This is a genomic window from Nostoc sp. TCL240-02 (assembly GCF_013343235.1).
Classification (GTDB): domain Bacteria; phylum Cyanobacteriota; class Cyanobacteriia; order Cyanobacteriales; family Nostocaceae; genus Nostoc.
This window is the reverse complement of sequence record NZ_CP040094.1, coordinates 4169110-4193400: the sequence shown is the minus strand read 5'-3', so window position 1 is coordinate 4193400 and position 24291 is coordinate 4169110. Positions and strand designations below refer to the sequence as shown.

At 41.0% G+C, this 24291-nt stretch carries 16 protein-coding genes; 9 read left to right on the top strand and 7 right to left on the bottom strand.

Annotation, left to right across the window (positions count from 1 at the left end):
- Positions 1–465 precede the first annotated feature (465 nt).
- From kdpA to FBB35_RS17830, 4 genes are all read left to right on the top strand, one after another.
- Entirely contained in the window at positions 466–2151 is a 1686-nt protein-coding gene (gene kdpA / locus FBB35_RS17845; protein WP_174710772.1) for a potassium-transporting ATPase subunit KdpA, read from the top strand.
- 337 nt (positions 2152–2488) lie between these two features.
- A complete protein-coding gene (kdpB, locus tag FBB35_RS17840; RefSeq protein ID WP_174710771.1) occupies positions 2489–4594 on the top strand; it encodes a potassium-transporting ATPase subunit KdpB in 2106 nt (701 codons plus the stop codon).
- A 343-nt stretch (positions 4595–4937) separates the two neighbouring features.
- Complete coding sequence (gene kdpC / locus FBB35_RS17835) at positions 4938–5540, top strand: K(+)-transporting ATPase subunit C (RefSeq protein WP_012407111.1); 603 nt, start codon at positions 4938–4940, stop codon at positions 5538–5540.
- A 170-nt stretch (positions 5541–5710) separates the two neighbouring features.
- Positions 5711–6865, top strand: a complete 1155-nt coding sequence (locus tag FBB35_RS17830; protein ID WP_174710770.1) for a universal stress protein — start codon at positions 5711–5713, stop codon at positions 6863–6865.
- Positions 6866–6869: 4 nt separating this feature from the next.
- On the opposite strand, the gene FBB35_RS17825 is transcribed toward FBB35_RS17830, so the two are convergent.
- The 3 genes from FBB35_RS17825 to FBB35_RS17815 all read right to left on the bottom strand — a co-directional run bounded on the left by FBB35_RS17825 (position 6870) and on the right by FBB35_RS17815 (position 11301).
- Entirely contained in the window at positions 6870–8366 is a 1497-nt protein-coding gene (locus FBB35_RS17825) for a carotenoid oxygenase family protein (protein ID WP_174710769.1), read from the bottom strand.
- A gap of 230 nt (positions 8367–8596) precedes the next feature.
- Positions 8597–10012: a folate/biopterin family MFS transporter gene (locus FBB35_RS17820; protein ID WP_174710768.1), complete on the bottom strand. Its 1416-nt coding sequence runs from the start codon at positions 10010–10012 to the stop codon at positions 8597–8599.
- Positions 10013–10497: 485 nt separating this feature from the next.
- Complete coding sequence (locus FBB35_RS17815; protein ID WP_174710767.1) at positions 10498–11301, bottom strand: hypothetical protein; 804 nt, start codon at positions 11299–11301, stop codon at positions 10498–10500.
- A 704-nt stretch (positions 11302–12005) separates the two neighbouring features.
- Here FBB35_RS17815 and FBB35_RS17810 point away from each other — a divergent pair.
- The 4 genes from FBB35_RS17810 to FBB35_RS17795 all read left to right on the top strand — a co-directional run bounded on the left by FBB35_RS17810 (position 12006) and on the right by FBB35_RS17795 (position 17755).
- On the top strand, positions 12006–13244 hold the full coding sequence (locus FBB35_RS17810; RefSeq protein WP_174710766.1) for an anhydro-N-acetylmuramic acid kinase: 1239 nt from the start codon (positions 12006–12008) through the stop codon (positions 13242–13244).
- Positions 13245–13354: 110 nt separating this feature from the next.
- Complete coding sequence (locus FBB35_RS17805) at positions 13355–13801, top strand: hypothetical protein (protein WP_114083579.1); 447 nt, start codon at positions 13355–13357, stop codon at positions 13799–13801.
- 492 nt (positions 13802–14293) lie between these two features.
- On the top strand, positions 14294–15307 hold the full coding sequence (locus FBB35_RS17800) for a glycosyltransferase (protein ID WP_174710765.1): 1014 nt from the start codon (positions 14294–14296) through the stop codon (positions 15305–15307).
- Between the two features lie 894 nt (positions 15308–16201).
- Positions 16202–17755 carry a serine/threonine-protein kinase gene (locus tag FBB35_RS17795; RefSeq protein ID WP_174710764.1) on the top strand — a complete coding sequence of 518 codons (1554 nt, stop codon included), beginning with the start codon at positions 16202–16204 and terminating at the stop codon, positions 17753–17755.
- 477 nt (positions 17756–18232) lie between these two features.
- Here FBB35_RS17795 and FBB35_RS17790 read toward each other — a convergent pair whose 3' ends face one another.
- From FBB35_RS17790 to FBB35_RS17775, 4 genes are all read right to left on the bottom strand, one after another.
- Positions 18233–18430 carry an NblA/ycf18 family protein gene (locus tag FBB35_RS17790; RefSeq protein ID WP_041565841.1) on the bottom strand — a complete coding sequence of 66 codons (198 nt, stop codon included), beginning with the start codon at positions 18428–18430 and terminating at the stop codon, positions 18233–18235.
- Positions 18431–19101: 671 nt separating this feature from the next.
- Entirely contained in the window at positions 19102–19827 is a 726-nt protein-coding gene (locus FBB35_RS17785) for a Stp1/IreP family PP2C-type Ser/Thr phosphatase (RefSeq protein ID WP_174710763.1), read from the bottom strand.
- A 17-nt stretch (positions 19828–19844) separates the two neighbouring features.
- Positions 19845–21530 carry an AarF/ABC1/UbiB kinase family protein gene (locus FBB35_RS17780; protein ID WP_174713686.1) on the bottom strand — a complete coding sequence of 562 codons (1686 nt, stop codon included), beginning with the start codon at positions 21528–21530 and terminating at the stop codon, positions 19845–19847.
- Positions 21531–21689: 159 nt separating this feature from the next.
- Entirely contained in the window at positions 21690–22013 is a 324-nt protein-coding gene (locus tag FBB35_RS17775; RefSeq protein ID WP_174710762.1) for a DUF6825 family protein, read from the bottom strand.
- A 357-nt stretch (positions 22014–22370) separates the two neighbouring features.
- On the opposite strand from FBB35_RS17775, the gene FBB35_RS17770 reads away from it, so the two are divergent.
- Positions 22371–24185 (top strand): serine/threonine-protein kinase, encoded by a 1815-nt coding sequence (locus FBB35_RS17770; RefSeq protein WP_174710761.1) that lies wholly within the window; start codon positions 22371–22373, stop codon positions 24183–24185.
- Positions 24186–24291: the final 106 nt, after the last annotated feature.

The window sequence follows — 24291 nt, the reverse complement described above, 5'->3', positions numbered from 1 at the left end:
GTAGTTGTTCACAAGGATCAGGGTATCTAAAACAACCTTCCCATACCGTTATTTATTTAATAAAATCCTCTTAAATATTTATATTCTTTGAATGTAGCAAACTTCGAAAATGTATTGTATAAACAAATAATACTAACTAGCAAATTAGATGAATTAAAAATAAAGATTAAATGTTTTTAACAATAAGTTAAACAAGTAAGTGAGCGTAAATAATTGTCGTTGGGATAAGGCAATAGGCAATAGGTATAAGGATTTTAGCCTAGTTAATTTCTCTTTACATAGTTTGGTTTTATTGTGCCAACTTACTTATCTGGATAGGAATAACTGAAAATAGTAAATCCAGATTAAAAAATGACGGTGATATGAGATATCACTAAATTCCTTCAAATCAAATACTTCAACAGTTAATCTGTTATTTCTAATAATTGGCTTGCTAGCACTTAAATTTTACCCTGCGCGAAATATATGGGACAAGGTTTTTTACAAATTGGCTTAACACTGTGTATTGTCATAGCAATTACCCCGCTACTAGGTAGATACATAGCCCATGTCTTCTTGGGAGAAAGAACACTGCTGGATTTTTTAATGAACCCCATAGAGCGAAGTATGTTCGTACTAGCGGGTGTTCGTAGAAAAGATGATATGACGGGTTCGCAGTATATCCGGGCTGTAATTTGCAGCAACCTGATCATGGGTGTTTCAGTGTATTTACTGTTATATTTTCAGAGGCTCTTGCCCTGGAATCCTAACGGTTTTGGTGCTACCAGTTGGGATGTATTACTGCATACAACCATTTCTTTTGTAACAAATACCGACCAGCAGCACTATGCTGGTGAGACAACCTTAAGCTATTTTAGCCAGGTAGCGGCTTTAGGCTTTTTGATGTTCACCTCCGCAGCCACCGGTTTATCTGTGGGAATTGCCTTTATTCGCGGGCTGACGGGTAGAAGGCTGGGAAACTTTTATGTCGATATTGTCCATGCAATTACGCGCATCTTGCTACCGATTTCGATTATTGGAGCGATCGCTTTGCTTCTAACAGGTGTACCACAAACATTAGCGAAGACTATGGATGTGAGAACCTTAGAAGGCGGGACACAATATCTTGCCAGAGGCCCGGTGGCATCCTTTGAAATGATTAAACTTTTGGGCGAGAACGGCGGAGGCTTTTTTGGCGTAAACTCAGCACATCCTTTTGAAAATCCCAATGGCGCTTCTAACTTGATAGAAATGATCGCCATGATTTCTATCCCAGCAGCGTTGATTTACACCTACGGTATACTCGCCAACAACATCAAACAAGCTTGGCTGCTTTTTTGGATGGTGTTTGTGATTTTTGTCATTCTGGCGGGAGTGACAGCCGTGGGAGAATTGCAAGGTAATCCCCTAGTTAATAACGCCTTTGGATTAGAACAGCCCAATTTAGAGGGGAAAGAAGTTCGATTTGGCTGGTTACAAACGTCATTTTGGGCAGTTATGACTACTGCTACTATGTCTGGTGCTGTGAATGGGATGCACGATTCTTTGATGCCCCAAGGAATATTTTCGACACTCTTCAACTTGTTTATCCAGGTTATTTGGGGTGGACAGGGCACTGGAACAGCTTACTTATTTATTTACTTAATTCTCACAGTGTTCCTAACTGGACTAATGGCAGGACGCACCCCAGAGTTTTTAGGACGCAAAATTGAAAAACGGGAAATAGTCCTCGCCAGCGTCGTGTTGTTGATTCACCCAATTCTCGTTTTGATTCCCAGTGCGATCGCCCTGGCTTATCCCATCTCTCTCTCTGGAATTAGCAACTCTGGCTATCACGGTATTTCTCAAGTAGTTTATGAATACGCCTCAGCCGCCGCAAATAATGGCTCCGGCTTGGAAGGGTTGAGAGATAACACCCTGTGGTGGAACTTGAGTACTTTAGTTAGCTTAATAGGAGGACGCTACATTCCGATAATTGCCATCCTGCTGTTAGCTGACGGTATGTCTCGCAAACAACAATTACAAGAAACCCCTGGTACCCTAAGAACTGATTCTCTAGTATTTACTGGTATCACTGCTGGAGTGACATTGATTTTGGGAGTATTGACTTTCTTTCCCGTTTTAGCTTTAGGCCCCATAGCTGAGGGTTTGAAACTAGCATCTGGCAATTAGAAAATTTATGAGTTATAAGTCTGGAATTAAGAGAATACCAAAAAATAAATAAATTATCCTGTTTTGTAGGGGAGCCAGTGCTTTGTGCTGAATCCATCGCTGTAGGAGGGTTTCCTACGGTAGGCGATTGGTGTTAGCGAGTCTTACGCTGTTCGGGTTCGATTGTCCGTCCTTCTGGTGACGATCGAACGCGAATAGAGGTAGGAACGAGCGTCGCTTTGGCATTGTGTTAGCGATCGCATAGCGTGCCCTAAAGGTTGGATCTATTTTTTATTGGAAACTCCTAACTTCTAACTCCTAACTCCTAATTTTTAGCTTTTAACTCCTAACTTTATTCATGAATCAAGTGGCAACTAACTTCAGAGCTAGACGGCCAAATCCTCGTTCTGGCGATCGCCGTCAAGGACGTAAAAAAGGAAGGACAAGTAAAAAGTGGCTGTACTTAAGGGCAATTAGAGATGCTTTTGTCAAGCTCAACCCTAAGTATGTAATCAAAAATCCAGTAATATTTGTGGTTTGGGTGGGGACAATCATCATTTTATTGCTAACGATTGATCCCAATTTATTTGGCCCAGCCCGACAAAATAACCCGCAACTTTTCAATGGCTTACTGTCGGGGATTTTATTCTTTACAGTTTGGTTTGCCAATTTTGCCGAAGCAGTGGCAGAAGGACAGGGTAAAGCTCAAGCTGATGCCTTGAGATTAACGAAATCAGAGGCGATCGCTAAAAAACTCGCTCCTGACGGCACAATTAGTGAAGTTTCATCCACCAGCCTGAGACAGGGCGATAACATCTACGTTATTGCTGGTGATATTATTCCCGGCGATGGCGAGGTAATTATGGGTGTCGCCTCAGTAGATGAATCGGCAATTACTGGAGAATCTGCACCAGTATTAAAAGAATCAGGCTCTGATGTTTCCAGTTCTGTCACTGGTGGGACGCGGATTATCTCAGATGAATTAATTATCCGGATCACTACTGACCCCGGTAAAGGTTTTATTGACCGGATGATTGCCTTAGTAGAAGGGGCAGAACGCAGCAAAACACCCAATGAAATTGCCCTGACAGTATTGTTGGCAGTTCTCAGCTTAGTGTTTTTGTTAGTCGTGGTAACTCTGCCTGCACTTGCTTACTATGTCAATAGTCCAGTCAGCGTGCCAACTTTAATTGCCCTATTAGTGGCATTAATTCCTACAACCATTGGCGGCTTACTCAGTACCATCGGTATTGCTGGTATGGATCGAGTTGCCCAATTTAACGTCATTGCCACTTCTGGAAAAGCAGTCGAAGCCTGTGGTGATGTAAACACTTTAGTTCTTGATAAGACAGGTACAATTACCCTCGGCAACCGTTTGGCGGAAGAGTTTATCCCTATCAACGGTCATTCAATATCAGAAATTGCTAATGTTGCGTGGGCGGCTAGTGTCTTTGACAATACACCAGAAGGTAAATCCATTATTCGACTGGCAGAAAAACTAGTAGCACGGTTTGATTTCGACTCCAACCAGGCACAAGGAGTTGATTTTTCCGCCAAAACACGGATGAGTGGGACTAACTTACCTGGTGGGTATGAGGCAAGGAAGGGAGCTGTAGAAGCCATTAAAGGATTTGTTCGTTCTCGTAACGGACGCGACACGCCAGAATTGGATGTTGCCTACGAACGAGTTTCTCGCTTGGGAGGTACACCCCTAGCAGTTAGCCTAGATAACGAAATCTATGGGGTTATTTATCTCAAAGATATAGTTAAACCTGGTATCCGCGATCGCTTTGAGCAACTGCGACGGATGGGAGTGCGTACCATCATGCTAACTGGAGACAACCAAATCACGGCTTCTGTCATTGCTAAAGAAGCTGGAGTAGATGATTTCATTGCTGAAGCCACACCAGAAGACAAAATCAGCGTCATTAAAAAGGAACAAGCAGCAGGTAAACTAGTTGCCATGACGGGAGATGGGACTAACGATGCTCCCGCATTAGCCCAAGCTAACGTCGGCGTTGCCATGAATACAGGGACACAAGCTGCAAAAGAAGCCGCCAACATGGTGGATTTGGACTCCGATCCCACAAAGCTGATCGATATCATTAGCATTGGTAAACAATTGTTGATAACTCGCGGAGCTTTGATGACATTTTCTATCGCTAATGATATTGCTAAATATTTTGCAATTATCCCAGTGATATTTGTCGCTGCTAATCTACAAAGCCTGAATATTATGAATTTGACTAGCCCTAAGTCTGCTGTACTATCAGCACTGATTTATAATGCTTTGATTATTCCAGCTTTGATTCCCTTGGCATTGAAGGGTGTGCGGTTTAGGCCACTGACAGCTAATCAGCTACTCCAACGCAATATCTTAATTTATGGCTTAGGTGGGGTGATTGCGCCATTTATCGCCATTAAGTTGATAGACATACTGATTACACTTGTAGGTTTGGCTTAAGGATAGAAAAAGTAGAGACGTTGCGAAACGAGCGAATCTTGACCAAAGTAAAATAATAAACATTTTTACTTTTACCGTTGAGAGAGAGAACCAAAAGAATATGAATAAACAGGTCGATGTTTGGGAAAAGTTTTTGTCGATAAATCTGATACAGGCGATGTTCTTTGTTTGGTCGCAATTGCTTAAACAACACTCACACTCGCTATTTTTATCCTGCTGTGCTTGAATGTGGTAATTGCCCTAGATATTTATGCTGTTAGCAGCAGCATCTTTGAACATCGTTCTAATTGGGTAAAAGAATTAAAATTAAAAATTAATTTTAGTAATAATTGGAAAAGTTTTTATGGCTATTATTCGAGAAACTATCAGAGCAATTTTTATAACTCTAATGCTTTGGTTGTTGACTGCAATCATCTATCCTCTGATCATTCTTGTAGTGGGTCAAGTTTTTTTGCCCTATCAAGCGAATGGCAGCATTATGCTGAATCTAAATAATGAACCAATTGGTTCAGCTTTGATTGGTCAGCTATTCACATCCGAGCGATATTTCCATCCTCGTCCCAGTACTGTTAGATATAGCCAAGGAAAAAAAGCCAAGCCAACTGGCATATCTGGAGCCAGCAATCTCGCTGCTAGTAATCCAGAGCTACTAAAGCGGATTCTAGAAGAGGCAAATCAATTGCGAGACGAAAATCTTCAACCGATCGCTGATATGATTTATACCTCTGGTTCTGGTTTAGATCCGCATATTTCCTTCAAAGCAGCACGGCAGCAATTGACGCGGGTTGCTGGTGCACGGGGAGTCAAAGAAGATGAGATCCTACGTTTAATTAACAAGTATACCGATGGCAGATTTTTATGGATTTTTGGTGAGCCGGGAGTCAATGTTCTCCGATTGAATTATGCTCTTGACTTGCAGGATATTAATCGTCAGCAAAATCAATAAATGGGAATTGGGCATTGGGCAAAACAGTTGCGAGTTGTGAGCAAAGAAGTCAAATTTACTGTTCACCACAGGCTAAACGCTCTGCTGCTAACAGCATTCATAAGGGATATGGGGATAGATAAAGCGCCGTTTTCCGATGAAATAGGATTGCGATAGAAACCAAGAATGAAATGTCAGATAATAATACTAGTTCAAATGGTACTGCACCTTTAAATTCTGGAAGTTACTCACTTTATCCGGCACGACGGCGGGGTAAGCATAAAATATTTATTGGCATGGCTCCTGGGGTAGGGAAAACCTACCGGATGCTAGAAGAGGGACACGCACTGAAACAAGAAGGAATTGATGTCATAGTTGGGCTTTTGGAAACCCACGGACGCAAGGATACGGAGGAGAAGGCAGAGGGACTGGAGATTTTACCCCGTAAGCAATATCCTCGCGGTGAGTTGACGTTAACGGACATGGATACAGATGCTATTTTAGAGCGATCGCCCCAATTAGCCTTAATCGATGAACTTGCTCATACCAATGTCCCCGGTTCCCCACACGAAAAACGCTACGAAGATGTAGAAGTAGTTTTAGCGGCAGGTATTGATGTCTACTCCACAATGAATGTGCAACATTTGGAAAGTCTTAATGACTTAGTAGCTAGAATTACTGGGGTTGTAGTCCGTGAGCGAGTTCCTGATAGAATTCTGGATGAAGCAGATGAAATAGTGGTGGTAGATGTCACACCGGAAACACTGCAAGAAAGGTTATTAGAAGGCAAAATTTACGCACCCCAAAAAATCCAACAATCCCTCGATAATTTTTTCCAACGCCGTAACCTGATTGCTTTGCGGGAGTTAGCTTTGCGCGAAGTCGCAGACAACGTAGAAGAAAATGCGATCGCTACTATCCCCAATGGACAATCCTGTAATATTCACGAGCGAGTTTTGGTTTGCATATCCACTTATCCCAACTCAGTGCAGCTGTTACGCCGGGGTGCGAGGTTAGCTAGCTACATGAATGCCCCACTTTATACTTTGTTTGTTGCCGATCCAGAACGGTTCCTCACCAAGGAGGAAAGCCTACACATCCACACTTGTGAAAAACTCTGTAACGAATTTGAAGGTACTTTTCTTCGTGTTACCAATAGTAACGTAGCTAATGCGATCGCCCAAGTCGCTGAGAAATATCGGATTACTCAAATTGTAATTGGAGAGAGTCAGCGATCGCGCTGGCAAATGCTTCTCAAAGGATCTTTGACGCAAAAATTGGTGCGCTTGCTCAAAAATATCGATTTGCATATCATTGCCAGCGAAAAAATGGTTTCATCTAAATAGGGGATCAAATTTCCCCAAAAACCTCAGAAGTAAAGCTCCCATGCAGACCATAAGGGATATGATGCTTGAGATGTAGCCTTGCAATCACTCCTTTAGAGAAATCACTAGCATCCAAAATTACCAAATCTGAGCGGTGATGGGCAGCATCATAAACTAAAGCTAATACCCAACCATCATCTTCCTTTTCAGCATCTGGACGCAGGACAAAAATCGGTTCGCCTACAAAACCACGGGGTGCAGCACTCCAAAACTGTCTTTCTCCAGACTCTAAATCAATTTTCAGCAAAGCTTGTAAGGGAGCATTACCACTCTCTGCATGAGCCGCACCTATATAGATATATCGATAAGAGTGTGCCACATTCGCCGGATGGATGCTGGGAAATTCACAACAGCGACTATCGATTAATTCCCGTCTGACTGTCCCATCTTTTAGATTCAGACAAAATCGCCAAAGTTGCCCAGGTGAAAGCGCTTCAAAATCAACTTGTCGAAAATCGCTTTTAGGTTCCACTTCTGGTAAATCTTGGTAGCAGATGGAATCAATTAGAACTTCCTCTCCTACCTCAAAAGCATTAACATGATGGAATACGAAACCAGACTGAGTTTCCAGAATTTTTATTTCTTCTTGCCCTTCTTGGGGAAAGCGGGGAATAATTATAATTTTGGTTGGCTGATTTGGCTGAAATTTGATACATTCTCCCGCCGCACGTATTCCCAAGGCGAAAGGTATGGGGTTAAAGGTGACAGGATTTTGAAAGAAGATGCAGTAATTGGGAGTAATGACAAAATCGTGAATGAAACAGAAACCTGGAACCTTATGAGCGTGCTGTCTGACAATTTCACCCGTTGGGTTTAGCTCGAAAATAGTAATGGTGGTAGATAACCCCGGCTTAATCGAGAAATTTACCAGGCAAGGTTTACCCCCATCTTGCTCACAATTATTTTCCACGCGGGGATGAGCAGCGAAAGCTTCACCTGCTGACAAATCACTATTAAAATATTCATTCCCCAAAGTTTCAAGAGTATAGGGATCGAGGCGATATGCTTCAGAAGCTTCCCATAGTGCTAGCAATTTACCACCCCAATAGATAACATTTGTATTGGCGATATTTTTGAGTTTAAAGTCAAAGATATTAGCTAGCCAACCGCCAGGTTTTTGAGTACCAAAAGTACCGCGATAGAGAATTTTTCCCGCCTTTCGCTCTGCCAAATACCCAGTTGTGCAGACAAAGCGGTTGCGAAAATGGGCACGACCATTAGTAAAGGTAATTTTGCTAATCATCCCATCGCCATCAAAAGGGTGATGGAGATATTGACCATTCACATCCAGCAAACCGGGGCCATTTCTAAACAGCGTACCTTGTAACTCTGTAGGAATTTGCCCTTCTATATCATCAATCCAATAATCAAACTCTTGGGTGAGAGATTGATATCCTCCTTGCCAGTCTGCACGAGTATAGGATTTTTCTGCAACTGGGCTTTCTTGACTTTTAAAATGCATATACCTTGTTTTTTATTGTTACCTTGCAATCAAATATAGGAATCCGCTTTGATTATTGAATTTATCTGCGTAGGTAGGGAAGAGGCAACTCTTAATAGGGAACAAATGAGAGTACGGAGATTTCTTCAGAAATCAAATATTAGTCCTATATGTAGCTGCTAAAAAGAATATTTTTGCAACTTTGCTGTAATGAAGAGGCAGCACAAGGACTCAACATTAGATTTATTGCACTATTCCACTATTTTCGACTCTGGTTCTCTCAGCACCAACTCAGACATCAAATCAGGTAAGAAAGCTTGTTCCCCATCTTTGGGTGTCTCTGTTTGTTTCTCAGCAGCAGGTAGCCAATTAATAAATGGTAGGGGTAACAGCGTACTGAGGTTAGTAATGACCACCAATAGCCAAAGGGACTCAAAGTTCGTCGAGGTGATCCCCAGCCAATAGGTGAGTAATGCCCCCAATGCTTGGGAAACCGTTCCTGCTGAATTAAATACCGACATCAATAAGGCAAATAACGTTGCTTCCACTCCAGACGGACAAAGCCTTGCTGCTAAAACCATCACTTGCATAAAGGCAATTTTCCCCATCACAGTGAGAATAAGACTATCACCCAAGCTAAACCAGTGGTCATCTATACCCAACAGCCGGTTTGTGTGAGTCACTAACAACAGCGTCGTCATCCCTAAAAGTGATGAAAGTACGGTACTCCAAGCAAAAATCACGCGAAAGGGGATGCTTTTAAGAAAACGTTGGAAAATCCAAACACCTGCTAAAGAAGCGAAACTTGTCACCAAGTTTACCCGCCCCAAAAATTCTGGTTCAAAGTGTAATTCGTTGGTAGAGAAGTAGAAAAAGGCTGATTCAGCATTTGGAGTAGCTTGCCAGATGAAGACAAAGGCCGTTGGTAGCCAAATTGTTTTTTGGGTAATAGCTTGGCGTAGTTGCTTCAGTTGATGTTTGATTGGTAAAGGGTTGGTTTGATTAGTCTCATTAGTATCTTGGCTAACGGGTGACTCAGCAATTAACCAAGCTACCCCTGAGACAATAAGAGGGAACAAGGCGGTAATTCCAAAGACAGTACGGGTAGTAAAGTATTGAAGCAGCAGACCGCTAAAGTATGCTGTTATTAAACCTCCGATCGCAGAAGCACCCCAGCATAGAGATTGTAGTGAACCGGCTTTTGCTTGGGATTCCCCTCTAGCGCGTTCTACAACTAGCGAGTCAACTATCACATCACTCATGGCGACGGAGAGAGAACTAAGAGCGATCGCTAACGTAGCCGCCCAACTAGTATGAACTATTGTGGCCAAACTCATCCAGGAAGCAGTTCCCAGTACCCCGGATAAAATCAAGTAAGGACGACGACGATAACCAAATATAGGTAAGCCATCAGAGATAAAACCAAACACCGGCTTAATCATCCAAGGTAGGAAGACAATTCCCAATAGCGCCGACACCTCGACTGGACTCAGCAGCAGTTCATCTTTGAGGAAAAAGCTTACGGCTAAACGCGATAGCCCTAAAATTCCTTGGACAAAGTAAACGGTGAGAATTGCAATTAACTCCGCATTGGGTTCATTACCCAAGAAGATTTTTTGTGTGAATGAGTCTTTGACCTTGGACAAGCCAGATGATTGAAACGCCATTCGATAAATATTTTGTAAATTTTCTTTACTTTTCTATCATATCGATTCTTAAAACCTAGGCTTTAGGATCAGTTCTATCTCAAGTTAAGCCTGTAGACCAATGCCAATATCTCCAAGCTAAAGCAGAAGCTAATCCTGGCATTGATACAAATGGTGTAAAGTAGCTGCTCATAAAATAAATCGCAAAACAATTAGGGCAAGCTTACCTAAGTAAACTCACCCTAACTTGTATCAAATATTGGCTTTGTGCTGGAAATTTTGAAATCCTGCTTACGGCAGGCTACGCGAAGTGGAGCCTGAGAGTAAGGCATAGAGAAAATCAGGCAAATCTTACTGAGTTAGAATTGGTGTCTTTAATAAGATTGCTTTAAAGCAGTGCTATTAAAGTGGCGATCGCTTGAGAGCGAGATTCTCTTAGTTATCATCAGAAGTGCAGAATATACTTAATGTGAGCTAAAAATTATCTTGTTTACAAGCCACTAGACTTATGATAATTGCAAAACTGACTTTTTCTTGACTTGACGAATCATAACTGAAGCAGCACCCACAAAACCAATCGCAAAAACTCCTAAGAGAGAAGAAGACTCAGGCACTGCTTGAGTAACTATATTACCGGTGATACTCTTGTAGCTAGTGGCGACTGTGTGATTATCTGATTCAAAACCAGTTCCGCCAATATTGGTGAATTGAACTTGATCAAAAGTTCCGCCAACATCGTAGAAGTTGATGAACGCAAAAGGTTCTCCGTTATCCTGATTTAGGAATGCCGAATTAGGATTACCGTAGTAGCTGTCTTTATTTGATAGTTTTGCAATATAGTTAACCACGTCAGCGGTGGTCATAGAATAGACAACCTGACCTTGTGAAAGAAATGTAAGTACGTTGCTAGCATCTCCAGCAGACCACCAAAGCCCAAAGTAACTTTGTGGGGTTGTCAAATTGAGGGTGGAAACTTTTTGACCATTACCCGATCTATTCGTGTCTACATCAAAATACTTACCTGTTCCACCAGCCCCACCATATTGCTCTGCGTTCATGACCAGAGTATTCTGATAGCTACCAATATTTTTTGTTCCATCATTCCATTGAAATCCTGTTGCACTGTAACCTTGTGTTTGTGCATCAAAAGTTTGTACATTAGCATTAACAAGATTTGATAATTGTGCATTTTGTACGCCTGCGTTTTCTATTGATACCGCAAAAGACGCAGCCATTACAGGACGGCTAACAGTAGCTAAGGACAAAACAACACCAGAAGCGATCGCGGACTTAATTAAAAGATTTTTCATTTGACAATCCTTTTTGTTTTTTAATCTTTCGTGTTCATAGCCTCATTGTGCGATGTGCTTCTAGATTCCAACATCAGAGGGATTACTACTTTTTTGATTTGACTATACCCGATGAAAATGCAGGTTATTGGATTTTATTTAGAGGATAATCACTGATGTTGTGTTGTGCGATGTCTATAGCTTTATGTAGAACTTGCGAAGTTATCAGTGCTAAATTGTAAACAAGCTTTATTTATAAAAAGTGCCATTTTTTGATTCGCACACAATTTATATTTTTAAGGTTCGAAATTAAGATTATATGAGGCATTTTACTATACCAAACACGTGAAAATCCGTGTTTATTCATTGGCTAAATAGTTTTTCAAAATCAAGCTCAAGATGAGCTTGGTTCTTTGTTCTTTAAGGTAATTAAATAGCCTGCATTTTGCTGTGTGATCAACTTCATAATCTTTTTATGAGAACCAATTGCATCATTTTTCACAATACATCCAGAGAGGTCTCATACATTTCATAACTCTGGAATTGTTGTAATTTCAAAATTATTCTTTTTACTTCAAGGGAATACGACGTTATGCTGTGACTGCCTTTCACCCTTTCCCTCAAAATTTATCTTTTTCCAATCAACTATGCCACCTTACTTTTTTTGACATGGGTAGTAGCATGAATTAAACTACCTCTTGCAATCCAAAAAAGAATCTTGAACAATGCATCCGACTGAAAAAGCTGCTGTCTCTACTCGCATTATCGGTTTAATTAGTGGCACATCCGTAGATGGCATAGATGCTGTGTTAGTAGAGGTTTCCGGTACAGAATTGGATCTTAAAGTTGAGTTACTAGTCGGTAAAACATATCCTTATCCATCTGAACTCAGAGAAAAAATACTAGCAGTTGGTGCAGGCGTTGCCATCTCAATGGCAGAATTGGCAGAAATAGATGATGCGATCGCCCAAGTTTTTGCCCAAGCCGCCCAAAATATTCAAATTGGTCATCAGCTAGCTACTCTCATTGGCTCTCACGGTCAGACGGTTTATCATCGACCACCCAAAGAAGGAGCAGGGGGAGCAGGGGAGCAGAGGAGCAGGGGGAGAGAAATGCTCACTCCTTTGGGTTATAGTCTCCAACTAGGACGGGGTGAATTAATTGCCTATCTTACGGGCATTACAACTGTGAGCAACTTCCGTGTTGCTGATATCGCTATTGGTGGTCATGGTGCGCCTCTTGTGCCCAGAGTAGATGCCTACTTGCTCAGTCATCCTGAAGAAGGGCGTTGTATTCAAAACATTGGTGGCATTGGTAATGTAGCCTATATTCCGCCTCGGTATGGCGATTGGCTCTCACAAATTCGCGCTTGGGATACTGGCCCAGGAAATAGTCTGTTGGATCTGGCGGTAGAGCATTTAAGCGCTGGTGCTAAAACTTACGATGAAAATGGCAATTGGGCAGCAAGTGGTACTCCTTGCCATCCTTTGGTAGAACAATGGCTCAACCAAGATTACTTTCATTTACCACCGCCCAAATCTACTGGTCGAGAGTTATTTGGTGTGACTTATCTACATCAGTGTTTAAAAGATGCCCAAGAATATCAACTCAATCCTGCTGATATACTGGCAACTTTGACAGAACTGACAGCTGCTTCAATTGTTCATAGTTACCGCACTTTTTTGCCAGAAATGCCACAACGAGTACTATTATGTGGTGGTGGTAGCCGCAATCTCTATTTGAAACGTCGATTAGAGTTATTGTTGGCATCAATCCCAGTATTGGCTACAGATGAAGTTGGGTTAAATGCAGATTTTAAAGAAGCGATCGCTTTTGCAGTTTTAGCCTACTGGCGGCATTTGGGCATTCCTGGTAATCTACCTACTGCTACAGGGGCACCTCAAGAAGTGCTTTTGGGAGAAATTCACCAAAGTCAGTTCTTAGTTTTGAAACAGGAACAATAAAAAATTTCTTCATTATTCACTCAAGACGGACTAAACGCCCCGCTATTCATGTACAGCACTGCTATAACTGTAATCTTGGCGGTACTCGATCAAGACAGGGAATATATAAGGTGGCTCATACTTTTTTATTGGAACCAGGACGCTGGGCAATGCAAGGAAATTGGCTGGAACGAAATGGTATGCCAATCAGCGTCAAGGGTATGACCTTGGTAGCTTGGAATCGAGATAACTGGTTCACTATGGCTACAAAGCTGATATTTCCTGGTAGCGATCGCTCAGAAATCTCTCTACAATACAAAGGACGATTGCATGAGGGAGAGCGTCAGTATACTTTTTTACTACAACATAATATTTTGGGGCAAGTTGAAGGTGAAGGCTGGATTGGTCTAGATACTATTGTGCAGCGTTACTGGGTACTAGGCGATCGTCAGCGTCGTAGTGGCTTTGAAACCCTACACCGGATTTCCGAAGATAGATATTACCTAAGTAGTGGTATCTTAGCTGGTCATTTTTTAACTAACACAATGGAAGTTAGCCTAGAGCGTCAATCAACCTAAGAGCAATGTACCTTGCTGCTGTGAGTCTAACCTGTAAACTGAAGCCATATTGTCTAAATAACTCTAGCAACGTACTAGTTCGGAAATGTTCAAGTTTATTTTCACCAACTTACTCAAGGCAACACATAATATCAACAAAACTAATTTATTCTCAATAAAGTTTAAAAATCTCATTAAGACTTATTTATTTATTGATAAAAATTTAAGCGACACCGATAGCGAGTATTCGCCCTGCTGCAAAGAAGCAAGCTCCGCACAGCGTCTCGTAGAGAGTGTTATACCCCGTCCTAGACATTGCTTTGATTCTTGCAAATTAAACCAAACGAAAAATAAGCATTTTTTCATTGGTTCTTAATATTGGTTGTGATCAAGAGTAATTTTAGATGCGTTTGCCCTGCCGACTACTTAGTTGTATAGTAAAGAGGAAGTTATCAAACTTATCTTCATAATCTTAAAATTATTAACTAGCTGTGTAATCAGGAGTTCAGTTTTATGAATCCTAAAGTATCCGTCATTATTCCTGCTTACAATACTGAAGCTTATATTGCGAAGGCGATACAGTCAGCCTTAGAGCAAACGCTCAATGATATTGAAGTCATCATAGTCGATGATGGTTCAAGTGATAAAACTGTAGAAGTCGCTAAAAGTTTTACTGACCAACGCCTCAAAGTAATAGTTAATCAACAAAACCTTGGAGTTTCTGCTGCGCGTAATCGTGCCATCAAAGCAGCTCAAGGAGAATGGGTTGCTGTTCTTGATTCAGATGACTGGTATGCTCCTCAAAGATTAGAAAAACTTCTGTTGATGGCAGCGAAAACAAACGCAGACATAATTGCTGACGATCTCTATCTAATCCACGATGGCGCAACATCTCCTTGGAGTACATTTATTCAAGAAAATGGAGAGTATCTAGATGAAGCTCTCCAAATTGATCTCATTTCTTTTGTAGAAAGTGGTGTCTATGGAGAACCAGTGTTGCCTTTTGGTTTAAGCAAGCCTATATTCAAACGAGAATTTTTGGTTAATCACGGCATTTTATACAATGAAACTCTGAGTATGGCTGAAGATTTTTGGTTTGATGTGGAATGCCTAATCAATGGTGCCCGCTTTTTTATTGTGCCAGAACCCTATTATTTCTACCGCTCACGCCCTATTTCTCTTGTACGTCAAAGTATATTATCACGTCTAAATCAATGCTGCATAGCTACTAATTCTTTCATGCAACAAGAAAGGGTGAAAAACAATCCAGCTTTAATGCTTGCTCTATCTTATAATCTTGCATCCTATAAAAAACATCTAGCTTACTATCAAGTTGTATTGCCTATAAAGCAAAGAAGATGGTTAACAGCATTAAGAGAAATCATCAAAAATCCGCACTTTTTTTCTGTTTTTCTTTCCCGGTTGAAGAATATTATTAAACGTCGAATACAATACTATGTAATGGGTAATAAATCAGTTTTTGATATGTCTTATAATCTACAGAAAAAACGCAAAATAGTGAATTGATATTATCACAATTTCATTCATAAATAATACATTTTTATCTAGTTATAATAAGTCTGAAGGTTAAAAACCTGGTCAAGCAATAAGTATTTGTTGTTATCCCTACTGAACAAAACAAAGGCAAAAGACAGTTTTGCTGAAAGTAGAATGAAAGTGTTAATAAAGTAAAACTTTAGTTGTGAGTCATTGACCACTAAAATCACAGTTATAAATCCTAGCAGTTACAAATCCTAGCAAACTAGAGAACTTTTTATGAGATACAAGGGCTAGGAGCTGATATAAAGCTAGACAGGCAACCCTCATCTCTTTTTCTGATGCTTTATTTATATTCAAAACCCTGACTCATCACTCAGTTATCATAACTCTGTAGTGAGTGTGGTAGTTCCCAATTAAGATTTTTGGCAGATGCTAGAGTTATCTATTGGCTCAAAATTGGGCAAACTAAAACTACAACATAATTAAAGTGCAAAATGATATGAAGCGTCATTATCTACTCTTTCTGCTTGTTTGCTCTGGCATATTTCACCAGTTGTAATTACCATCTCTGTTGCAAACTACCACAGGATGGCTGCAATCTTCTAAAAGAGGGCTAGAAAAAACTAGTATAGCACTGCGTAAATGTACTTACTATCTTAATTAAAAAAGACTTGGGGCAAAATCCCCTTCTTAAAGGTAGGCAAATTTCCACCCCAGTGTACTCGCACACGACTGTGTAGATAGAGCAACAATTGGAAATCATCCAACAGCCTATTCTATAAGCTTTTTGTTTTTTGACTTCTATTTCTGCCTTATGGTACGAATCTAGAAAGTCATTTCTGGGCCTAATAATTCAGATATCAGTTTGAATGCACTTTTTCTCCTAAACACTTACAACCTGCTTTTGGATTCAAATTCTCTATGTCAGACCCCAACATTGGTCGCTTACTCAGCAAACGCTACCAACTCCAGGAGTTAATCGGTACTGGAGCAATGGGTCGAGTTTATCGTGCTAAAGATACTTTGTTGGGAGGTGTACCTGTTGCGGTTAAGTTTCTCGCTCTATCAATTCAAAATGAAAAGATGCGATTGCAAGACCGCTTTGAGCGAGAAGCAAAAACCTGTGCTTTACTAGGTCAAAAAAGTATCCACATTGTCCGAGTTATGGACTATGGCGTAGATGAGAATAACACCCCGTTCTACGTCATGGAATATCTACAAGGACAAAGCCTAAACAATATTATTCGTAAGCAACGACTGCCTTTACCAAGATTTCTGAGTATGGTGCGTCAACTAAGTCTGGGGTTACAGTGCGCTCATGATGGCATTCCAGTTGAGGGCACAATTTGCCCAATTATCCATCGGGATGTCAAGCCAAGCAATATGCTAGTGATTCAAGATCCTAGTTTCGGAGAATTGGTCAAGGTTCTAGATTTTGGTATTGCTAAGTTATTACAGTCGGATGGCGACCATACAAAATTCTATTTGGGGACATTGGCTTATTCTTCTCCCGAACAGATGGAGGGTAAGGAATTAGATAACCGTGCTGATATTTATAGTTTGGGTGTAATGATGTTTGAGATGCTCACAGGCAAAATGCCACTAGTGGCACAAACTCATTCTTTTGGAGCATGGTATAAAACACATCACTATCAAAAACCACGTTCTTTTGCTGAGGTTGCACCTGGGTTAGAACTACCAAAAGAAATCGAAAATTTGGTGATGAGTTGTCTCGCTAAGGTAGCACGCGATCGCCCCCAAAGTATCACTGAAATCCTGAGAGTTCTAGCATCTCTAGAAAAACCTGAGCATACACGCAAAGTTAAGCAAGATAGCTATGCCCTAATTCCTACTACTACGGCTAGTCCTGAGCTTGAACAGAAGACTAAAGCCGATTTGCGGGCATCCTTGTCTAACGATGAAATCGCTCGTGCTATTTCCTGGCCCCAAAATAAACCAATTGCCGATATTGTGTTTCCTCAGTCTATTCAAAGCAATGGGGAGGTTTTACCAGCGCTATGGGTAATGCTATCGCAAGAAGAAATTCAGAAGCGCTTACTCTGTACCCGCTATAACCAATTTCTTTTCATCTCTATTCCCCATCCCATGTTGCTATGGATTACTGTCATCTACAACCATAAGCATGGTGCCAAATGGTTGCCTTACTACCTCGATCTAAAAACCAGTCTGGGTCAAGAAATTACTCGGTTATTACAGCACACAGGTTACTACCGACTGTTGTTCTTTGCACGAGAAACACCAAATCGCTGTACACACATCTTACCGTCCAGCGTTGCTTCTGCCCAGCGTCAACGACTGCAAGAGTGGGTCGCAATGAGCAACACATTAATGTCTTCTGCCGACCCACAAATGAGTAAAAGCTTGCTCAAAAGCGAGTATGAAAAAATTAAGCCTCAAATTCTGGCAAAACTGGAAAGCATTGATACAGATTCTCCATACGATCTTTCCAGCTAGGAATAATTTCTTCATATTACATGTAATATATGTATCTAAGGTCTACTAACTCAAAGAATGTAAACTTTTATAAACAAAAGATATATAAAGATGTAAGTTCTAGTTATATGTATAAAGAGTGAAAACACGAGCTGCCAAAATCTAAGGATGTCTAAGTTATCTCTGAATGTTCTTGTGTACATATTTCAGAGAGTTGTAAATTTACGCAGGTGTAATTCTTGGACTAGACAAAAGAGACAGTAAAAAAATTTTGCTCAAGTGAACAGTAAGTTTAGCCTGCAAAGCTAAGGTTGTGTCTAGACTCCAGCAGATATGCAGTTGAAAGTTTTACTAGTTGTTGGTTAATTTTGTAAGTTGAATTCTTCTAGCGCTCTTTTGGAATTGTTTATCGAAGTTGACGCCCCGACATCCCCAGCTCTTTTCCTCCTTGGAACCAAGCAAGAGAAGGAGGTCGTCCACTGCGACAGTAGAACGACTCTATGCCATAGTGGAACCGGAATCTAAGCCCCACTGATGCTTAAGAAGCTCCTGATAAGTTGCCTCGCGCACTACCATTTGCTCATAGAGCTTGACTAAAAAGTCTTTAGCTTGGTCGTGGCTCATATTCTGTACTTGAGTGGCAAATGAGCAGATACTGAATTGTTGTTCCAAGGATAGTTTCATTGGTTGGTTCATAGTTAAAACTCCGAAAAAAAACGCGTAAAGGTGATATCGCTTACAGAAGTCCAAATGGGATAATAATTGGACTTGTATGTGTCCAACATTTGTTCCTCTGTATTAAGAAAGATAACAATTGTTTGACACATTGCCCACATCCTAAGTGTGGATTTTTTTTGAGATGATATCTTGCACCTAATCCTGCTGATATACTACCCAAGTCAGCCGAGCCGTATTCCGGAAAATAAGCTCTGTTTGAACGAAGTGTAGATATAACTACCTCTCAACCATTTCTGCTTTGCACTGATCTCTTTTGAGGAGATAAGCAGATTTTGTCCTGAGTCCTATACATTTTCCTGTTTGAGAAAAACATAAGATACTCTGTCTCCACAAATAAATATGGAGGAAGCTTCGGAAGCTAGGACTTTCAGGAGGTTGGGGGATGAATGGTAATAAGCGTGAATTATAGTCGCTTTACCTTATTATGTGCAAGATGTCAATTTATCAATTTGATGCAAATTCAGCCTCATTAGGTGACTTTGGAGGCTAAAAATATTTGTATCAAATTGTAAAAACTAAAAATGCTCACACTGAACAAATTGCTGAGTATATCTACCAGAATTGTCATTTGTCATTTGTCAGTTGTCCTTTGATTTAAGGTTACTAAGCATCGACTAATGATCTAATAACTATTCTAGTGAGACGATGACAACTGTGATGTTATCGTGCCCTCCATGCTCCTTAGCAGCCTCAATTAGAGAGATGGCGGCCTTATCAAGCCAAGGAGCATCTAAGAGACAGCGAGCAATCTTCTGTTCCACAAGTTCTTCTGTAAGACCATCACTACATAAAAGCAAGCGATCGCCAACTTTTACATCTAGTGGTTGCACATCAACCTGATGTAAGTCTTCACGCCCTAAACAGCGCGATAATACGTGACGAAAAGGATGCGATCGCGCTTCATCTAAAGTTATGTCACCGATTTTGATTGCTCGTGCAACCCAAGTGTGGTCTTCTGTTACCTGCTCTAAGTGCGACTCTCGAAAGCGATACAGCCGCGAATCGCCAACATGAGCGCACCAGGGTGACTCTGGGGCGCGAAAAATTACTGCTACAACTGTTGTACCCATGTCGGCACGTTCGGGATGATTTTGCTGATCTTGCAAAATCGCTTCATTGGCACCCCACAAAGCTTGCTCTAGTAATTCTTGAGAAGATTTAGAAGATTCCCAATTTGCCAGCAAATACGCCTGAATTTCTGAAGTGGCTATGCGGCTAGCTTCTTCACCTCCAGCATGGCCACCCATTCCATCGGCAACAACAAAAAACCGCCCTTCTGGATCGACATAGTAAGCATCCTGATTATTAGAACGAATAAGTCCCGGATCGCTAAAACCCGTGAAATTAAGTTTCATAATTTTTTTTGCAACAATTAATACATACGATCGTAACGGTCAAGGCGCAAAAGTAGTCGGATCAGGATCACTGAAATCCCTAGTGCTATTAAACCAGGCAGCAGTGCCCACCAGACATGATTGCTAACCACTAAGATCGTAGCTGAAAGTGTGAAACCACTGATTAACAGAGCATAGCTCATTGAGAGCTGAATACTGCTCTGCCTCCGCAATAGCCGTTCAGTTTCTATAGACCGAACGCGGAGGCGCATATCTCCGCGTTCTAGCTTTTCTAGCGTATCCTCTAATCTACGTGGTAGACCAAAAGCAGTACTACTTACCTGAGCTGCTTGACGACTTAATTCATTAATAAAGGTATTCCCCTCAGAACCATTCATATCGGTCATAAGCTGCATTGCATAAGGTTTGGCAACTTCCATAAAGTTAAACTCTGGATCTAAACCTTTGCCTACTCCTTCTAGGGTAGAAAAGGCTCGCATCACAAAAGTGAAGGTTGCTGGAAATCTAAATGGCTGATTATAAGCTATTTCATAAAGGTCGTCACTGATTGCCGCCACGGACTGATTTTCAAACGGCTTATCCATGAAATGATCCAGCATGTACTGGACGGAACGCCGCACTGGGCCCATATCATCAGTTGGGGCGATCGCGCCTAAATCGATCAGAGATTGCACAACGCGATCGCCATCTTTTTGAGCGATACCAAACAGCGTTTGCATCAGTCCTTCGCGCACGTTGGATTTAATTCGCCCCATCATGCCGAAATCGTAGAATATTAAAGCCCCACTTGCACTAATAGCAATATTGCCTGGGTGAGGATCGGCGTGGAAAAAACCACTATTGAGTAACTGTAGTAAGTAGGCTTGAGCGCCTTGACGAGCGATCGCCTTTCGATCCAAACCGGCTGCTTCTAAAGCTTCGTATTGGCTAATTTTAATTCCAGGGAGATATTCTAAAGTCAGTACTCTGGAACTAGCATAACGCCAGTATACTCTTGGGACATTCACCCAATCATAGCCGCGAAAGTTACGGCGAAAAGTATCAGCGTTACGACCTTCGTTAAGATAATCAATTTCTTCCCAAAGAATGCGACAACATTCTTCATAAATACCTAACCAATCTCTTCCCCGTCCCCATTTGGGATGGTTTTGAAAGTAGCGGGTAATTCCCTTGAGAATTTGTAAATCTATTTCAAATAACTTCTTCAATCCAGGACGTTGCACCTTGACTACAACTGATTCCCCAGTATGCAGTACAGCTTTGTGTACTTGCCCCAAGCTAGCAGCAGCTAAGGGAATTGGTTCAAAATTCTGGAAAAGTTCAGGAATTTTTTTGCCTAATTCTTTCTCAATGGTCGCTTCTACTTGCTCATAGCTAAATGCCGGTACTTTGTCTTGTAATTTGGCTAGTTCTTCTACATATTCACCAGGGAAGATATCAGCACGGGTAGAAAATAGTTGCCCAACTTTGATGAAGGTTGGGCCTAAATCCAGCAGGGTATTGCGAATCCAAACCGCTTGGGTTTTGCGTCTTGCAGCTTGCTTTACATCACTCACGCCACCCGGATAACTCCAAGATTTGTTGTATAGCCAAAGTTTGAACAATAAGGTCAAGACAAAAGACCAAATGTCCACAAAACGCCGTCTGCTAGAGTATTTTTCCCGATTCCAACGGTATGCTTTATCTGAATAACCTTGTTCCATATCCTTTGTGTACCGTTGGTTTGCAACCGAATCACTTGAGAGAGAAGACACTCTGATTCCTAAACTGTTTTTTCTTATAGTCTCATTTGTCATTTGTCATTCGTAAGTAATTTTTGACCAATGACCAATGGACCAATGACTAATAACCACTGACTAAATTTATGCAGAAGTTCTGCGATAATGTTGCAATTCTGTTCGCAATAGGGCAATTTCTGCTCGTAATTCATCAATATCTGCTTGCAAGTCACCTGAATCAGAACTGGTTTGTCCACTACTTGTAGCTTGATCAGAATTAGCTGCTTCTGCTGACCGATTTGCCCGCTCTAGGACTTCTTCTGTAAACTGGCGTAACTGCTCTCTAGCTTCTGCATCAAATTTGCCCAAATCGCTCAAAGCGTCGGTCAAGGCGACCTCTAAACGCTCATTAACTACTTCGGCTACTGCTCTGCCTACGAAAAAAGCTTGTACTAGTGGGTTACTCATAAATTTTTGTTACGTTGATCCGCAAGAGAATTATAACTTGCCTGTATGCTTTACGGCTTTTGCTGAGGAGTTAGAGATTTGTCTGACGCGATGTGCGACTTCAACCTTGGTGAATAGAATTCGCGAATCGCTTTTTTCTTCTCTATACTCTCTGCGCCTCTGTGGTTAATAAAGATTTTTAACCGCAGAGGCGCAGAGAACGTAGAGGGAAGAGTTTCAGGAGAAATTTTGATAGAGATGTGCCGCACCTGTAACTATTGTTAAAAATATTGATTAATTGATTTATCCCTGCTAATTTAAGTGTATTTGCGTACTACACAGAAGATTTGGGATATTTTACTTATTGCCCTTGAACTTATGAATAGCTATCCATATCCAGATTTCAGCGAACACGGCTATCAAGTTTTGCGAGAATTGGGACGTAATCGGGAAGGAGGAAGGATTACTTGGCTAGCATCAAAAGTTGATACAGGGGAACAGGTGGTAGTGAAGCAGTTTTGTTTTGCTCAAGCTGGTTCGAGTTGGTCGGGGTTTAAGGCTTACGAAAAAGAAATTCAATTTCTACAGGAACTTAATCATCGTGGTATTCCCCACTATCTGAGTTCTTTTGATCGACCTGATGGCTTTTGTCTAGTTCAAGAATATATCAATGCCCCATCTTTAGCAGAAACCCGCAGCTTTGCACCAGAGGAAATTAAGCAAATTGCAGTTAAAGCTTTAGGAATTCTCGTATATTTGCAAAATCGGATTCCGCCGATAATTCATCGAGATATCAAACCGGAAAACATTTTAGTAGATGAGCAACTCAATGTCTATATAATTGACTTTGGTTTTGCTCGTATTGGCAGCCAGGAAGTTGCAGCAAGTAGTGTATTTAGAGGTACTCCTGGCTTTATCCCGCCAGAGCAAATGTTTAAACCAACAGACGCTACAGACTTGTATGCTTTGGGTGCAACGTTGATTTGCTTACTGACAGGAATCAAATCAACAAAAATAGATCAATTGCAAGATCGAGAAGATCCATATTTAATTAAGTTTCAGCATCTTTTACCTCAGTTGAGTCTACGGTTTCTGGGTTGGTTGACAAAGATAGTACAACCGCTACATAAAAACCGTTTTTCTAATGCACAATCAGCTTTAGAAGCACTCAAGCCACTTGATGTTATTCGTTTACCTGAAGTTGATTTCAGTGAAACAGTGCTGGAGTTCAAAGCAAACAAATTGGGGGAAAAGCTAACACAAAGTATTACTATTGAGAACCCCATATCAGATACTTTACTACAAGGTAGATGGGAAGTTGCACCCCATCCTCATGACCCACCGCATACGCCAGATAATCATGCTTGGATTTCGCTGACACCTACTCAATTTAATGTGAATTATACTCGGTGTCAGGTTGAGGTGGATACGAGTAAATTGATGGCGGATAAGCAGTATAAACGTCAACTTATATTGCATAGTAATGCCTATCCAGCGACTCACACTTTAACAGTGAAAGTGCAGACGGCTGCTTTACCGATTGAAAAGCGAAAGATACGCTCTGATGATTTAATTAGACTGTTTTTAATGACTGTAGTAGTAGCTGTGTTTACAATTGGGTTTATTACTTATGCTGCAAGTGCGGTTGCGAGTTTGTTGTTACAAACTTATGGATATGGGGGGATTCTGTATATCGGTATTAGCTTACTTATGTATTCGTCTTGGGTGGGTTATGAGCAACTAAAGATAACAGGCTCCGTGATTAAGGCTGTGGTTGTGGCTGTGGTTGTGGTTGTAAGTTTTGCTGTGGTTATAGCTGTAGGTTGGACTGTAGCTTTTGCTGCGATTAAAGCTGTGGGTATAGCTGTAGGTATGGCTGTGGGTGGGACTGTGGGTATCGTGAGTATAGCTATAGCTGGGAGTATGGCTGTAGGTATGCCTATAAATCGGGCTATAAATCGGGCTATAGATTTGGCTGAAGACTCATTTACAACTGTACTAATACTACTAACATTGGGATTTGGGGCTAGTTTTGGAACTGGGATAATGGCAGGCTTTCTTAATCCATTAGTTTTATTATCACTAACCGGAACCAGTTTACCAGCACTTTCCATGCTGCTTTATTCACCTCTAAAACGACGCAAATTAATTGCTAAATATTGCCAGTCTGAAGAATCTTTAATCAAACCGTAATCAAACTGATATCTAAATTATTTCCAAAGTCGGGTATTTTGTCTCGTTTGTGAGCAGAATAAGACCATAGTCTCTTTTTTTCTGTCTAATTTAACAATGCGATCGC